At 63.9% G+C, this 15,425-nt stretch carries 10 protein-coding genes and 1 riboswitch; of the genes, 7 read left to right on the top strand and 3 right to left on the bottom strand.

The window, feature by feature from the left end; all coding sequences use genetic code 11:
* Nucleotides 1-193 precede the first annotated feature (193 nt).
* Nucleotides 194-3,772, top strand: a complete 3,579-nt coding sequence (gene smc, locus AB4Y81_RS18335) for a chromosome segregation protein SMC (RefSeq protein ID WP_189076815.1) — start codon at nt 194-196, stop codon at nt 3,770-3,772.
* Nucleotides 3,773-3,792: 20 nt separating this feature from the next.
* Nucleotides 3,793-4,998 (top strand): signal recognition particle-docking protein FtsY, encoded by a 1,206-nt coding sequence (gene ftsY / locus AB4Y81_RS18330; protein WP_018776218.1) that lies wholly within the window; start codon nt 3,793-3,795, stop codon nt 4,996-4,998.
* A 96-nt stretch (nt 4,999-5,094) separates the two neighbouring features.
* Here ftsY and AB4Y81_RS18325 read toward each other — a convergent pair whose 3' ends face one another.
* Nucleotides 5,095-6,315, bottom strand: coding sequence for an MFS transporter (locus AB4Y81_RS18325; RefSeq protein ID WP_193590648.1), 1,221 nt, complete (start codon nt 6,313-6,315; stop codon nt 5,095-5,097).
* Between the two features lie 262 nt (nt 6,316-6,577).
* On the opposite strand from AB4Y81_RS18325, the gene AB4Y81_RS18320 reads away from it, so the two are divergent.
* Together AB4Y81_RS18320 and AB4Y81_RS18315 are read left to right on the top strand one after the other, a co-directional pair.
* Nucleotides 6,578-7,909, top strand: coding sequence for an ammonium transporter (locus tag AB4Y81_RS18320; RefSeq protein WP_018776216.1), 1,332 nt, complete (start codon nt 6,578-6,580; stop codon nt 7,907-7,909).
* Nucleotides 7,906-8,244 (top strand): P-II family nitrogen regulator, encoded by a 339-nt coding sequence (locus tag AB4Y81_RS18315; protein WP_017199639.1) that lies wholly within the window; start codon nt 7,906-7,908, stop codon nt 8,242-8,244. The genes AB4Y81_RS18320 and AB4Y81_RS18315 overlap by 4 nt, the downstream gene beginning before the upstream one ends.
* Nucleotides 8,245-8,343: 99 nt before the next feature.
* Here the strand turns inward: AB4Y81_RS18315 and AB4Y81_RS18310 are convergent, their stop codons facing one another.
* A complete protein-coding gene (locus tag AB4Y81_RS18310) occupies nt 8,344-9,744 on the bottom strand; it encodes a glucose-6-phosphate dehydrogenase (protein WP_039241935.1) in 1,401 nt (466 codons plus the stop codon).
* A 111-nt stretch (nt 9,745-9,855) separates the two neighbouring features.
* Between AB4Y81_RS18310 and ffh the strand changes: the two genes are divergently transcribed.
* Both ffh and AB4Y81_RS18300 read left to right on the top strand, forming a co-directional pair.
* Complete coding sequence (gene ffh / locus AB4Y81_RS18305) at nt 9,856-11,436, top strand: signal recognition particle protein (RefSeq protein WP_018776214.1); 1,581 nt, start codon at nt 9,856-9,858, stop codon at nt 11,434-11,436.
* A 64-nt stretch (nt 11,437-11,500) separates the two neighbouring features.
* A complete protein-coding gene (locus AB4Y81_RS18300; protein ID WP_416430210.1) occupies nt 11,501-12,223 on the top strand; it encodes an alpha/beta fold hydrolase in 723 nt (240 codons plus the stop codon).
* On the opposite strand, the gene thiC is transcribed toward AB4Y81_RS18300, so the two are convergent.
* A complete protein-coding gene (thiC, locus tag AB4Y81_RS18295; protein ID WP_441996410.1) occupies nt 12,206-14,065 on the bottom strand; it encodes a phosphomethylpyrimidine synthase ThiC in 1,860 nt (619 codons plus the stop codon). The genes AB4Y81_RS18300 and thiC overlap by 18 nt on opposite strands.
* A riboswitch (TPP riboswitch) is annotated at nt 14,061-14,168 on the bottom strand. Its footprint overlaps the gene before it by 5 nt.
* 84 nt (nt 14,169-14,252) lie before the next feature.
* Between thiC and AB4Y81_RS18290 the strand changes: the two genes are divergently transcribed.
* Nucleotides 14,253-15,335 carry an amidohydrolase family protein gene (locus AB4Y81_RS18290; protein ID WP_441996408.1) on the top strand — a complete coding sequence of 361 codons (1,083 nt, stop codon included), beginning with the start codon at nt 14,253-14,255 and terminating at the stop codon, nt 15,333-15,335.
* Nucleotides 15,336-15,425: the final 90 nt, after the last annotated feature.

The following is a 15,425-nucleotide window of genomic DNA, read 5'->3' as shown; positions in this document are numbered from 1 at the left end:
GCCAAAGCCGAACAGAAGTTCAAGCCGAGGCCGGATCACCGGAACGAATCCACCAAGTAACCCTTGGCAGGAGTGTAGGGGTGCGGCATCCCTGCCGCAAGGCTTTCCCGCTGCAGATCCGCGGATTTCACGTAAACGGCAGTAGATTTAGGGGGACACAAACACCCGGGCCACCCAGGAGAACCGAAGCGCCTTGCATTTGAAAAGTTTGACCGTCCGCGGATTCAAGTCGTTTGCGTCGGCCACGACGTTCGACTTCGAGCCCGGCGTCACTGCCGTCGTCGGTCCCAATGGATCCGGCAAATCCAACGTGGTGGATGCGCTGGCCTGGGTCATGGGCGAGCAGGGCGCAAAAACACTGCGCGGCGGAAAAATGGAAGACGTCATCTTCGCCGGAACCTCGGGCCGCCCGCCACTTGGCCGGGCCCATGTGTCGTTGACCATCGACAACGCGGACAACGCGCTTCCCATCGAGTACAGCGAAGTAACCATTTCCCGCACCCTCTTTCGCACCGGTGGTTCCGAATACGCCATCAACGGTGCGCCGTGCCGGCTGCTGGACATCCAGGAACTCCTCTCGGATTCCGGTCTCGGCCGGGAAATGCACGTGATCGTTGGCCAAGGCCAGCTGGACCGCGTGCTGCACGCTACGCCCGAAGACCGCCGGGGCTTCATCGAAGAAGCCGCGGGCATCCTCAAGCACCGGCGGCGCAAAGAAAAAACAGTGCGCAAGCTGGAGGCCATGCAGGCCAACCTGGCACGGCTCAGTGACCTCACCGCCGAAATCCGTCGACAACTGACCCCCTTGGGGAAACAGGCCGAAATCGCCCGCCGCGCACAAACCGTCCAGTTCGACGTACGCGACGCCCGCGCCCGTCTCCTTGCCGACGACCTCGTACAACTGACAACCACCCTGGAACAGGACGTCGCCGACGAAGCCGCGCTCAAGGAACGCCGCCAGGTAGTCGAAGCCGGGCTGGGCGTGGGACGGCGACGGCAAGCAGAGCTGGAACAGCACGCCGCAGAAGCAACTCCCCGCCTCAACGCCGCCCGCGATACCTGGTACCAGCTCTCCGCCGGCAGGGAGCGTCTGCGTTCGCTGGGTTCGCTGGCCGCTGAACGGCGGCGCCTGCTGGGCTCCTCCGAAACCGCACCCGAATCGGGGCGCGATCCGGAACACCTCGAGCGCCAGGCCGCCAGGGTCCGCGAGGAACAAGCAGCCCTGGAACACGACATCCTGGCAAAACAGGCCGCACTGCTTGAAGCCACCGTCGCCAAGGACGCAGCCGAAGCACTCGCAGCCGCCGAAGACAAACGCCTCACAGTCATGTTGCGAGCTGCAGCCGACCGCCGCGAGGGGCTTGCCCGTCTCGCCGGCCAGCTTGCTGCCGCACGGTCCCGGGCAGAGGCAGCCGAGGCCGAGCGCGGCAGGTTGCGGGAGTCGCAGGGGGCCGGAGATGAGCGGCGTAGAAAGGCGCAAAGCGAGTTCGCCGCCCTTGAAGCGCAAGTAGCCGGCGTCGAGGACGGCGAGGAAAGCCTGGATGCCGAATACGAGGAAGCAAGCGCGGCGCTGGACGGAGTACTTGCTGAAATTGAGGAACTCAAGGCTTCCGAGCGGGAGGCAGTCCGTGAGCGGGACGCCCTGACGGCCCGGCGGGATGCGCTTCAGCTCGGACTCAACCGCAAAGATGGCTCCGGGCACCTGCTGACGACCGAAGGAGTACTCGGTCCGCTGGCGGGTTTGATCAGCATCGAGCCCGGCTGCGAGGCCGCCATTGCCGCGGCCCTGGGCAGCGCCTCGGATGCCCTGGTGGTTGCCGGTGCCGACGCCGCCGTTGCGGCCTTGGGTCTGTTGAAGAAGGACGACGCCGGTCGTGCGGCGTTGCTCTTGGCCGGCGGTTTCGCCGAAGAAGGCGACGCCCGGACCGCCGTCGAACTGCCTGCGGGATGCCGCCGGGCTGTCGACGTCGTAAAAATAGCCGACCCGGCGGGCCACGGTGCCCTCGGACTCCTGGCCAATACCGTCGTGGTCGATGACCTCCGCACGGCGGCGGCGCTGGTCGCGGACTACCCTGAAGTGAAGGCAGTCACCACCGACGGTGACGTTTTTACCGCCGTGACCGTCCTTGGCGGCTCAGCCACCGCACCATCGCTTCTTGAAGTCCAGGCCGCAGTGGACGACGCCGATGCCCGCCTTCATGAGGTCACCGCCCGGCTGGAGCGTGGCCGTTTCGCCCTCGCCGGGGCCCAGGCCCGCCGCGCCGAAGCGCAGGACCGTGCCGATGCCGCACTGGAAAGACTGCATGAGTCCGACGCGCGGCTTGCTGCTGTCGCCGAACGCCTGGGCCACCTGAATTCTGTTCTGCGCAGCGCAGTGGGCGAAAGCGATCGTCTGGCGGCCTCCATGGCCAAGGCTGAAGCAAATATTGCGGAGGCGCAGCTGGATCTGGAAGTTGCTGCCGAGCGCCTTGCTGCCGCCCAGGAAGTCCCTGACGAGGAACCCTCCACCGACCAGCGGGATGAACTTGCCGCTGAGGCGAGGACGGCCCGCGCCCTGGAGACGGAAGCCCGGCTGGCGCTTCGCACTGCCGAAGAGCAACTTGGCGCGGTCAGCAACCGGGCTGCCTCCCTGGAGCGGGCTGCAGCCACCGAACGCCGTGCGCGTGAGGAGGCTGCACGACGGGCCCAGCGTCGCAGGGCACAGGCCCAGCGTGCTGCCGCTGTTGTTTCGGCGGTCGAACAGACTCTGCGCTACGTGGACGTCTCGGTGGAGGTGGCTGCCGATGAACGGGACCAGGCCGAGCAGAAACGCGAACTCCTTGAAAAAGAGCTTTCGGACGTCCGCTCGGGCAACGAGGCCCTGGCACGCGAGCTTGCCGAACTGACCGATTCGGTGCATCGGGATGAGATGGCACGGACACAACAGCGGCTGCGGATCGAGGCCTTGGAAAGCCGGGCAATCGAGGAACTGGGACTTTCCGCTGAGCAGCTCATTGCCGACTACGGCCCGGACCGGCCGGTTCCGCTTCCCGCCGGATCCACCACGGACAAATGGGCCGAACTGCGGGCCCCCGTCGACGAAAACGGCGAACCTGTGGTGGAAGGTGTTCCCTTTGTCCGGGCGGAGCAGGAGAAGCGGCTGAAGAAGGCCGAGCGCGAGCTGGCAGCCCTGGGCAAAGTGAACCCGCTGGCGCTCGAGGAGTTTGCAGCCCTGGAAGAGCGGCACCAGTTCCTGAGCTCGCAGTTGGAAGATCTCAAGTCCAGCCGGAAAGACCTGCTGGACATCATCAAAGAGGTGGACAAACGCGTCCAGCAGGTCTTCACGGAAGCTTTCGCGGACACCTCAGCCCAGTTCGACCACGTCTTTGCCAGGCTCTTCCCCGGTGGCGAGGGAAAGCTGGTTCTTACTGATCCGGATGACATGTTGACCACGGGCATCGAGGTAGAGGCCCGTCCCGCCGGGAAGAAGATCAAGAGGCTTTCACTGCTTTCAGGTGGTGAGCGCTCCCTGACTGCTGTCGCACTGCTGGTTGCCATCTTCAAGGCGAGGCCTTCACCGTTCTATGTCATGGACGAAGTCGAAGCGGCGCTGGATGACACCAACCTGGGCCGGCTCATCACCATCTTTGAAGAATTGCGGGAGTCCAGCCAGCTCATCGTGATCACCCACCAAAAGCGCACCATGGAAGTGGCCGATGCCCTCTACGGTGTGACGATGCGCGGTGATGGCGTGTCAACCGTCATCAGCCAGAGGCTCGGTGCCGGGGCTTAGCTTTATGAGAAGGTAGGGGAGTGAACGATTTCCTACCCATAATTCTGTCCATTCTCGCTGCGCTCGTAGTGGTCGGCGGACTCGTGCCGGTATTGATGAAGGCCCGCAAATCGGGCGCAAAATACCCCGGAACGCGAGATGCGAACGATCCTTTGCAGTCGTCGGCAGCAGGCGGCGGAACCCTTGTGGAGGACCGCCCGGATGCGGCTAAGGCACCGGCCCCGACCTTTGACGGAACAGTCGAAGGCACGGATGTTCCGGACGACGCCGCAGGGCTCGAAACCATCGCCATCGACACCCCGGCGCCGGTCGAAGGGCGCCTGACCCGCCTGCGCGCCCGCCTGGTCAAGTCCAACAACATCCTCGGCAAGGGCCTGCTGGCCTTGCTGTCCGGCGACAAGATCGACGAGAACGTCTGGGATGAGGTGGAGGAAACCCTTCTCCTGGCCGATCTCGGCACCGAGCCCACCATGCAGTTGGTTGATGCATTGCGTGAGCGTGTCAAAGTCCTGGGCACCCGCAGCCCCGAAGACGTCAAGGCGATGCTCAGGGAAGAGCTCATCAAGCTGGTTGATCCCGGGATGGACCGTTCACTGAACGTCGAACGCAAAGGCGACCGTCCCGCCGTCGTGCTTGTTGTCGGTGTGAACGGCGTCGGCAAGACCACCACCGTGGGCAAGCTGGCGCGTGTCCTGGTGGCCGAAGACAAGGACGTGCTGCTTGGTGCTGCTGACACCTTCCGTGCCGCCGCGGCTGAGCAGCTGGCCACGTGGGGACAGCGCGTGGGTGTGCCCACGGTCAAGTCCGACATCGACGGCGCGGACCCCGCCTCGGTTGCCTACGAGGCCGTGAAGGCAGGCATCGACCAGGAGGTCGATGTGGTCATGGTGGACACGGCAGGACGCCTGCAAAACAAGACCGGCCTCATGGATGAGCTGGGCAAGGTGAAGCGGGTCATCGAGAAGCTGGCGGAGGTGGACGAGGTCCTGCTGGTACTGGACGCCACCACCGGCCAGAACGGACTCAACCAGGCACGGGTTTTTGCTGAAGTGGTCAACATCACCGGCATCGTGCTGACCAAGCTCGACGGCACGGCCAAGGGCGGCATCGTTGTCGCCATCCAGAAGTCCCTCGGCGTTCCGGTGAAGCTGATCGGCCTGGGTGAAGGCCCGGACGACCTTGCACCCTTCGAAGCGGAAAGTTTCGTTGACGCACTGCTCAACTAAACAGCGGAACAGCTGAAGAGCTCCGGCCAAACAGAACTCCCACTGGACTGGCCGGCAGCAGTGGTTGACCCGAAACCGGGCAACCTCGGCCGCCGGTCAGTTCCTGGGTTTAAGGGGTTCCCTTGCAGGCAGCCACGCTGCCGCGGTGACCAACAGCACCGCACCCGTCAGGCCGAACGCCCAGCCATAGCCCAAGCGGTCGGCGATCAGGCCGGCAACCACCGGGCCGATGATTGCGCCAGTATCGGCAGCCATCTGGAAGACGGCAAGCACCTTGCCGCCCGAGCGTCCCCTTCCAATGACATCGGCGACGGCGGCCTGCTGCGCCGGCCCCAGCAATCCGGAGCCGAAGCCTGCTATGGCGGAGGCGATGAAGAAAGCAGCCAGATCCGTGGTCAGGCCGATGAGCCCTGTGGCCAGTCCAGTGATGACCAGGCCAGGGATCAGCAGGCGTTTTCGTCCCCAGGCATCTGCCAGGCGGCCGGAGAACGTCAGGGCAAGGGCATTTCCGACGGCGAACACGGCCAGTGCCCACGCCGCGGTTTCCGGACGTGAATCCAGGACGGCCACAGCAAAGAGCGGGATGGTAGCCATGCGGACGCCGAACGTCACCCAGCCGTTGCCGAAGCTGGAAAAAACCGCGGCGCGGTAGGCGGAGTCGGACAGCGCCTCTTTCAAAGCCATTGCGGGTGCCGGTCCCGCCTCCTGGGCGGCATTGCCGTCACCTCGGAGCATTGTCCGGACTACCAGGGCAGCAACAAGGAGCGCTCCGGCATAGGCCAGGAAGGGAACCCTCAGCCCGAAACCTGCCAGCAAGCCACCCACCACCGGCCCCAGGACGCTGCCAATCAGGAACGCCGAAGCATAGGCGCCTGATACCCTGCCACGCCGTTCCGGCGGTGCGAGCCGGATGAGCAGTCCCATGGCCGCAACGGTAAACATCACCGAGCCGGCCCCGCCGAGTCCGCGGAAGATCAGCAGCTGCCAGTAGTCCTGGGCAAACGCGCAGGCTGCGGTGGATACGGCAACGATCAAAAGGCCGGAGACGTACACGTTCCGTTCCCCGAACCGTCCGATCAATGCCCCGCCCGCCGGTGCGAAGACCAGCCGCATGAAAGCGAAGATGCTCACGATCACGGCAGCCGCGGTGGCACCGACGTCGAAGGTCGTGGCGAATTGCGGCAGAACGGGAGCGACCAGCCCGAATCCCAAGGCGATCAGGAACGCGGCAGCCAACATCACCTTGATGTCCCGTGGCAAGGGCGCCTTTTCCTGCCGGATCCTTGGAACTTTGGTGGATCGGGACGACTGGGTCATTCGGGGCTGGTCCTTCTGGTGGGTTTTTGGCACTTCTGCGCTGCGACGGGGTTGAGCTGGGCAATTCCTGTGAAGTCTGACGCCTGAAACATATCCGTAACATCGGAGATATGCACCATTTACGTTGGGGAGGTTGTTGTAACCGGCCCGCAATATAAATCCAGCGCAGGTGAAACACGGCGGCACAAAACTCTTAAGCAGGACGCAAAAGGCGTCAGGACAGCGGTTGAACCGCAGATCTAGCAAGAGAGGAACGTGCACCATGGAACTTACCGCAGGTCACGTATGGGTCATGGTGGCGGCGGCGCTTGTGCTGTTCATGACACCTGGTCTGGCATTTTTCTACGGCGGCATGACACGCGCCAAAGCAGCCCTGAACATGATGATGATGAGCTTCATCTCCATCGGCATCGTCGGGGTCGTCTGGGTGATGTGGGGCGCATCGATGAGCTCCGGGGAAGGTTTCCTGGAGATCGTGGGCAACCCGTTCGCTTCGTTCGGTCTTATCGGAGTTGAAACCACCCCGGACGCGATGATCAAGATTGGCTACGCAGCTACGTTCGCCATCATCACCGTCGCCCTCATCAGCGGTGCGATCGCAGACCGTGCCAAGTTTGGTGCCTGGAGTATCTTCGTTCCGGTCTGGGTCACCCTGGTCTACTGCCCACTGGCCTACATGGTCTGGGGTGGAGGCTTGTTCGGCCCCGAAGGCGCAATCGGCAAGGCCCTCGGCCCGGCCATCGACTTCGCCGGCGGCACCGTGGTTCACATCAACGCCGGTGTTGCAGCTCTCGTCCTGGTCCTCATCATTGGCAACCGCCGCGGTTTCGGCAAGGACCCCAACCACCGTCCCCACAACATCCCGTTCGTCATGCTCGGTGCTGCAGTTCTGTGGTTTGGCTGGTTCGGCTTCAATGGCGGCGCAGCTACCACTGCGGAACAGGCGGGCCTGATCTGGATCAACACCCTGGCAGCACCCGCGGCAGCCATGATCGGCTGGCTCATCACGGAACGTATCCGCGACGGCCACCCGACATCGCTCGGCGCAGCGTCCGGTGTAGTCGCCGGTTTGGTAGCCATCACCCCTGCCTGCGCAAACGTTGATCCCATCGGCGCCCTGGCGCTCGGTGTGGTTGCCGGTGTGGCCTCTGCCCTTGCTGTCGGCCTGAAGTTCCGCTGGGGCTTCGATGACTCTTTGGACGTCGTGGGAGTCCACCTCGTCTCCGGAATCATCGGCACCGTGGCCCTTGGCTTCATCGCCAAGTCCGTGGACGGAGTTGGAGGCGGCCTCTTCTACGGCGGAGGATGGACCCAGATGTGGGCACAGCTTGCTGCGGCCGGCATTGCCATCGCGTTCTCGGCTGTCATGACGGCCATCATCGCCTTCGCCATCCACAAGACCATGGGCTTCCGGGTTTCCACGGAACAGGAGAACGTGGGCGTTGACCTCAGCCTCCACGCTGAGACCGCTTACGAGTTCGGCATCAACGGCCACGGCGGCAGCTTCCAGCCGCTGCACGAGGCCATGACCGGCAAGTCGGAAACCACCGCAACCAAGGCACCCGCAGAGGGCAAGGAGAGTGTCCAGGCATGAAGCTCATCACAGCGATCGTTCGTCCCGAAAAGCTTGAAGCGGTCCGTGAAGGCCTCGAAGCCTACGGAGTCCAGGGCCTGACGGTCAGCGCGGCCAGTGGTTATGGCCGGCAGCGCGGCTATACCGAGGTATACCGCGGAGCTGAGTACAACGTGGATTTGCTGCCCAAGATCCGGATCGAGGTTCTCGCCACCGACGAGCAGGCGGACGACATCCTGGATGTCCTCATTGCCAGCTCGAATACCGGACGCGCAGGTGACGGCAAGGTATGGACCGTGGACGTTTATGAAGCGGTCCGGGTCCGGACCGGCGAACGTGGCGCAGCCGCAATCTAGGACAGCAACACAGTAGCCAGGACAGCAGCACCGTCCAGGTGATGGCAAAGCGGGCCGGGTACCCCTCAAGGTATCCGGCCCGCTTTGCGCTGCGCTGACCTAGTTGTCGACGGCGGTGGGCCAGCCCGCCGGACCCTCGCTCCCGGCGTCGTATTCTTCCAGCGGCACCTCGCCGTCCGCCCAGGCCCGAAGGACCGGCTCGATGATCCGCCAGCAGTCTTCGGCGGTGTCGCCGCGGACGGACAGCAGGGGATCGCCGGTGAGGATTCCTTCCAGGACTTCACCGTAGGGCAGCATTCCCGCTGCGCTCAGTTCTGCCATGAGGGTCGCGCGGTCCAGCGTGAAGATGTTTCCGGGCCCATTGACATCGACATGGAGCTCCAAGGTGTCCGGCCCGAAACCAATCCGTAGTTGGTTGGGGGAGTCCACGCCCGTAAAGCCCACCGGCAGCTGGGGAACCGGCCGGAAGGTGATGACAGCCTCCTTCCGGCGTTCTCCCATGGCTTTTCCGGACCGGAGGATGAACGGGACACCCTTCCACCGCCAGTTATCAATGTCCACCTGGACTTCGGCCAGGGTTTCGGTGTTGCGCCCGGGATCCACGCCTTGTTCAGCGGCGTAGTCGGGGACTGTACGTTCGCCGAGGGTTCCGGCGGTGTACCTGGCCCGCCGTGTGGAGGCATCGAAGGGGGCTTTGACGCTGCTGGCGCGCAGCACGGTAGCCACAGCGTCACGGAGATCGCGTTCTTCGATGGTGGCCGGGGCATCGATGGCCAGGAAAGCCATGATGTGCAGGAGATGGCTTTGGATCATGTCACGCAGGGCGCCGGCAGCGTCGTAGTAACGCGCCCGTCCTTCGAGGGCCAGGTCTTCGTCGAAGACGATTTCCACCTTTTCGACGTGCTCACGGTTCCAGACGGGTTCCAGGAATCTGTTGGCGAAGCGTAGGCCCAGGATATTCAGGACTGTCGCCTTGCCCAGGAAGTGGTCCACGCGGTGGATGTGGTCCTCGGGCACCAGGGCCGCCAGGGTCTTGTTCAGTTCACGCGCTGATTCAGTGCCCGAGCCGAAGGGCTTCTCCATCACCAGGCGCGTGCCGTCCGGCACCTGCTCACGCCGCAGTATTTCGCAGGCCTTCTGGCTGACGTGCGGAGGCAGTGCAAAGTACACGGCGACCGGCCCCTCCAGCTGCGCCAGCAGTTCGGCCAAGGGGCCATCCGCTGTCACATCCACCTGGTGGTATTCGGTACTTTCGGCAACTGCGGCCAAAGCCGCGCGTCCGGCAGTATCGGCGGACTCCGACGCCGCCTCGAAGGCGCCCTTGACCCGTTCCTGCCATTGATCCGGTGACCACGGGTCCGAACCGGCGCCCACCAGCCTCAGTCCGGGGGCACGGCCGGCAGCCAGGAGTCCGGCTAGTCCGGGCAGGAGCAGCCTGCCTGTCAGGTCCCCGGACGCGCCGAGGATGAGCAACGTTTTTACAGTTGTTTTACTGGTCACTGTGCCAGCATGCCACCTTGCCAGCGTGACTTGGTACCCTAGATAGTCGAGTCCCGTGGTTAACGCCGGACCGGCCACCATTCGTAGACCATCGAAAGAAGTGCGCGGCGCGTGTTCAATTCACTCTCTGACCGGTTGACAGCAACCTTCAAGAACCTCCGTGGCAAGGGCCGCCTCACCGAGGCTGACGTCGATGCCACCGTCCGGGAGATCCGCCGTGCCCTCCTGGACGCGGACGTCGCAGTGTCCGTGGTCCGCGAGTTCACAGGCCGCATCCGTGAACGCGCCCTGGGTGCCGAGGTTTCGGGAGCGCTGAACCCGAGCCAGCAGATCGTCAAGATCGTCAATGAGGAACTCAAAGAGATCCTCGGCGGCGAGACCCGCCGCATACGCCTGGCCAAAACCGGCCCCACCATCATCATGCTGGCCGGCCTTCAGGGTGCCGGTAAGACCACCCTCGCAGGCAAGCTTTCCAAGTGGCTCAAGGCCCAGGGCCACAGCCCCATGCTGGTGGCGTGCGACCTTCAGCGCCCCAACGCAGTGACCCAGCTCCAGGTAGTTGGCCAGCGCGCCGGTGTCCCGGTGTTCGCCCCGCACCCGGGTGCCACCTCCGAACTTGAGCACCCCGCCGGTGACCCGGTTGCGGTAGCCAAGGCCGGCGTCGAGGAAGCCCGCCAGAAGCTTCACGACGTCGTGATCGTGGACACCGCCGGCCGCCTCGGCGTGGACGCCGAGATGATGGACCAGGCCCGTCGCATCCGCCAGGCGATCATTCCCAACGAAGTCCTTTTTGTCATCGACTCCATGATCGGCCAGGACGCCGTCAACACGGCGATGGCGTTCGATGAAGGCGTCAACTTCACCGGCATCGTGCTTTCGAAGCTCGACGGCGACGCCCGCGGTGGTGCCGCACTTTCCGTTGCGTCGGTCACCGGTAAGCCGGTCATGTTCGCGTCAACGGGCGAAGGCCTTGACGATTTCGAACTCTTCCACCCGGACCGGATGGCTTCCCGCATCCTGGACATGGGTGACGTACTTACCCTGATCGAACAGGCTGAGAAGGCGTGGGACAAGGACGAAGCAGCCCGGATGGCGAAGAAATTCGCCGACCAGGAAGACTTCACCCTTGACGACTTCCTGGCCCAGATGCAGCAGATCCGCAACATGGGCTCCATGAAGAAGATGCTCATGATGATGCCGGGTGCGCAGAACATCCGCCAGCAGCTTGAGAACTTCGACGAAAAAGAGATCGACCGCGTCGAAGCGATCGTCCGTTCCATGACCCCGCACGAGCGTGTGGCTCCCAAGATCATCAACGGCTCACGCCGCGCCCGTATCGCCAAGGGTTCAGGTGTCCATGTTTCCGAGGTCAACGGTCTGCTGGAGCGTTTCGCCCAGGCCCAGAAGATGATGAAGAAGCTGGCCCAGGGCGGCGGCATGCCGGGCATGCCCGGAATGCCCGGCCTCGGTGGTCCCGGTGGAGGACGAAAGAACGGGAAGAACGCGCCCAAGAAGAAGGCACGGTCGGGCAACCCGGCCAAGGCTGCCCAGGAGCTGCGTGACGCAGAGGCCAAGCGGGCCAATGCGGCCTCGGCGGCTCCCACAGGCGCGGCCTTCGGCCAGGGCGCAGCGGACTTCGACCCGTCCTCGCTCAACCTTCCCAAGGGTTTCGACAAGTTCCTCGGTAAATAACCGTGCCGACATCCCGGCCCCGCGTCGGAGCCGGGATGTCAGAGCCGTCGAATAGGCTGAACCAATGCATAAGCAGCGCGTAGTCTTCCTTCACGGCCTGGGCAGTTTTGGTGCTGCGGCCTGGCCGAAGCAGCACGGCATGGCGCTTGGCTATGATGCACTTTTTCTCCGGAGGCACGGTTTTGATCCGGTCGCGGAACCGGCGGAATCCAACGTCGCTGCCGACGTCGCCATCGTGATTGGTGCCTTGGCTGATTCAGGGGGCGGCCACGTCGTAGCGCACGAGCAAGGCGCGATCTCCGCCATGTTAGCGGCCGTTGAGCGCCCTGATCTTGTGCATTCGCTTTCCTTGGTGGAGCCCGCCTGTTTGTCCCTGACTGCTGAGCTTCCCGCTACCGCTTCATATCGGGCGCTGATGGAACCGCTGTTTGAGGTGCGGGGCCAGCTCAACGACGCCGATTACCAGCGTGAGTATTTCCTCCGCGCGTTTTCCGCCGAAACGGGAGGGCTCGACTCTCCCGAGGCCCGGCGTTCTGCCCGCAGGCTCCGGCTCCAAGCTCCGCCGTGGGAAGCTCCACTGCACATTGTTCCTGGTGTTCCCACCCTGGTTCTTACGGGTGGTTGGGAGCCGCTGTACGAGGAAATCGCCGCGTACCTCCAGGAGACCGGTGCCCTCCGCCGTGTGGCAGCAGGCGGGCACCGGCCCCAGGACTCACCCGACGGCGATCACATCATCCGTTCGTTCGTCGCAGAGGTGCGACGGGCCAGGTCAGTTCAGGCTTCCTGACTGCGTGGTCCCATCGATCGGCTCCGGCGTCCGTGCGGAGGCCACCTGGAGCTCCGGCAGATAGACCTTTCCACCGGAGGCGAGGAACTCCGCACTTTTTTCCCGCATCCCGCTGTACATTCCTGCGATCGCCGCTTGGGATTCTGCTGAACCGTATTCGTCGCGGATGTCCTGGCTGATGCGCATCGAACAGAACTTGGGCCCGCACATTGAGCAGAAGTGCGCCGTTTTGGCGGGTTCCGCCGGCAGCGTTTCATCGTGGAACGACTCGGCCGTCACAGGATCGAGGGACAGGGCAAACTGGTCCCTCCACCGGAATTCGAAGCGCGCCTTGGAAAGTGCGTCGTCGCGCTCATGTGCGCCGGGGTGCCCCTTGGCAAGGTCCGCCGCGTGCGCCGCGATCTTATACGTGATCACCCCTGTTTTGACATCGTCTTTGTTGGGTAGGCCCAGGTGTTCCTTGGGCGTGACGTAGCAGAGCATGGCCGTGCCGTAGCGGGCGATCTCCGTGGCACCGATGGCTGAGGTGATGTGGTCGTAGCCGGGGGCGACGTCGGTGACCAGCGGACCCAGGGTGTAGAACGGTGCCCCTTTGCAGAGTTCCTGCTGCCGTTCCACATTTTCGCGGACCAGGTGGAACGGGATATGCCCGGGACCTTCCACCATCACCTGCACGTCGAATTCCCAGGCGCGCTGTGTGAGTTCGGCCAGGGTGTCCAGTTCCGCGAATTGTGCGGCGTCGTTGGCGTCAGCGGTAGCGCCGGGACGCAGGCCGTCGCCGAGGGAAAACGCGACGTCGTACTTGGCAAAAATTTCGCACAACTCGTCGAAGTGCGTGTACAGGAAGTTCTCCTGGTGGTGGGCCAGGCACCACCCCGCCATGATGGACCCGCCACGGGAAACTATGCCTGTCACGCGGTTGGCGGTCAGCGGTACGTACCTGAGCAGTACACCGGCATGGATCGTCATGTAGTCCACGCCTTGCTCGCACTGTTCGATCACTGTGTCACGGAAGATTTCCCACGTGAGCTTGTTGGCTTCTCCATTGACCTTTTCCAGCGCCTGGTAGATGGGAACGGTGCCGATCGGAACAGGGGAGTTGCGGATCAGCCACTCGCGGGTGGTGTGGATGTCGTCGCCGGTTGACAGGTCCATGACGGTGTCCGCGCCCCACTGCGTAGCCCACTGAAGCTTGTCCACTTCTTCGGCAATTGAACTGGTGACGGCCGAATTGCCGATGTTGGCGTTGATCTTCACCAGGAAGGCCTTGCCGATAATCATGGGCTCGGATTCGGGGTGGTTGATGTTGTTGGGAATGATCGCGCGGCCGGCGGCGACTTCGCTGCGGACCAGTTCGACATCGCAATTCTCGCGCAGCGCCACGAAGCGCATCTCAGGCGTCACCAGGCCTTGCCGTGCGTAGTGCATCTGGGTGACGGTCTTACCCTCGACGGCGCGGCGTGGCACCGGTTGCGCGCCCTTCCACTCGGCTGAGGCGGCCCCGCGGCGAACAGCCGACTTGCCGTCGTCGAGCAGGTTCCGTTCGCGGCCGGAATAGGCCTCAGTGTCGCCGCGGGACTCGATCCATGCGGCCCGGAACGGTTCCAAGCCCACGACGGGATCGCTGCCCGGGCCTGCCGTCCGGTACACCTGCAGTGGTGCGTTGGCTTGGCCATTGGGGGAGGGCTCCAGCGCGATTTCCGTGACGGGGACGCGGATTCCGGCGTCATGGTCTTCAAGCCATGCCAGCGAATGGGACCTCAGGGACTGCGTAACAGGCTCGTTTTGGGCAGGGCTGGACTCGTTTTGGGCAGGGCTGTGCTGTGTTTTGGTGGTGCTCAAAGGATTACTCACTTCCTTCGCCGGCATTACCCGGACAGGTTCAACGGTCGCAGGCTGCCTCAGCCCGATCTCAGCCCCTGCAAGGGCCCCCGTGTGGTCGTAGACGAAGCTACCACAGCTGGCAGGGGGCGCCCAGTCACATCAGTCCGCCGAAGCCTGCCGCCCCGCTGCGGATTAGGCTTTTGCCATGGCCAACATCATTGAATTCAGCGGACCCGTGCTCGTGGCGGCAGATGACGTGCGCCAAGGAATGTGGTCTGTTGGGGGAGCGCTGACGTTTGAAAAGCCGTCGTCCCCTCCCGACAAGGTACTGGACGGTTGGGTCCTGCCGGGTTTCGTGGATGCCCACTGCCATATCGGATTGGGCGCCGGTGGGGCCGTGGACGACGCCACCACCCTCGCGCAGGCCCAGGCCGACCTCGCTTCGGGAACCCTGCTGATCCGCGACTGCGGATCTCCCAGCGACACACGTTGGGTGCAGCAGCGTACGGACTTGCCCCGCCTTATCAGGTCCGGCCGCCACATCGCCCGAAGCCGTCGGTACCTGCGCGGATTGGGCCATGAGATTGAACCGGAACAGCTGGTGGAGACCGTCCGTAAGGAGGCCCGCGACGGCGACGGTTGGGTGAAGCTCGTGGGCGACTGGATCGACCGTGGCATTGGCGACTTGGCGCCCTCTTTTCCGGCAAAGCTGGTCAGGGACGCCATAGCTGCCGCCCACGAGGAAGGTGCCAGGGTCACGGCGCACTGCTTTGCCGAGGACACAATCGACGACATGCTGGATGCCAACATCGACTGCATCGAACATGCCACTGGCCTTCTGCCCCGGCACATCCCACGGCTGGTGGAGCAGTCAGTGCCGATCGTTCCCACGTTGGTGAACATTGCGACCTTTCCGGAGATCGCCGCCCAGGCGGCGCCAAAGTTCCCCGGGTACGCGGACCACATGACGCGGTTGTGGGAGCGCCGGCGTGAGCGGGTCCTTGAGGCTTTCGAGGCCGGGGTGGCGATCTACGCGGGAACGGATGCGGGCAGCGTGATCAAGCACGGCCGCATCGCGGACGAAATGCATGAACTGCACGACGCCGGCCTGCCGCCCGCCGCGGTCCTGGATGCCGCTGCGTGGGGCGCCCGCAAGTGGCTGGGAGCCGACGCCATCAGCGAAGGCGCCAGTGCCGACGTCGTTCTCTGCCATGACGATCCCCGGCACGACCTACGGACGGTATCCGGGCTCAAGCACGTGGTCCTTCGCGGTGAACTCATGGGATGAGCGTCAAATGGTTGGGAATAAATTGAAGCTTCAAGTAATTTAGAGAAGTAGAACCTGCCGAAAGGCGGACACTTCAACACCGGGAGCTTC

It is taken from the genome of Paenarthrobacter sp. TAF1 (assembly GCF_052113825.1).
Taxonomy (GTDB): domain Bacteria; phylum Actinomycetota; class Actinomycetes; order Actinomycetales; family Micrococcaceae; genus Arthrobacter; species Arthrobacter nicotinovorans.
This window is presented reverse-complemented; position numbering and strand designations above follow the sequence as displayed.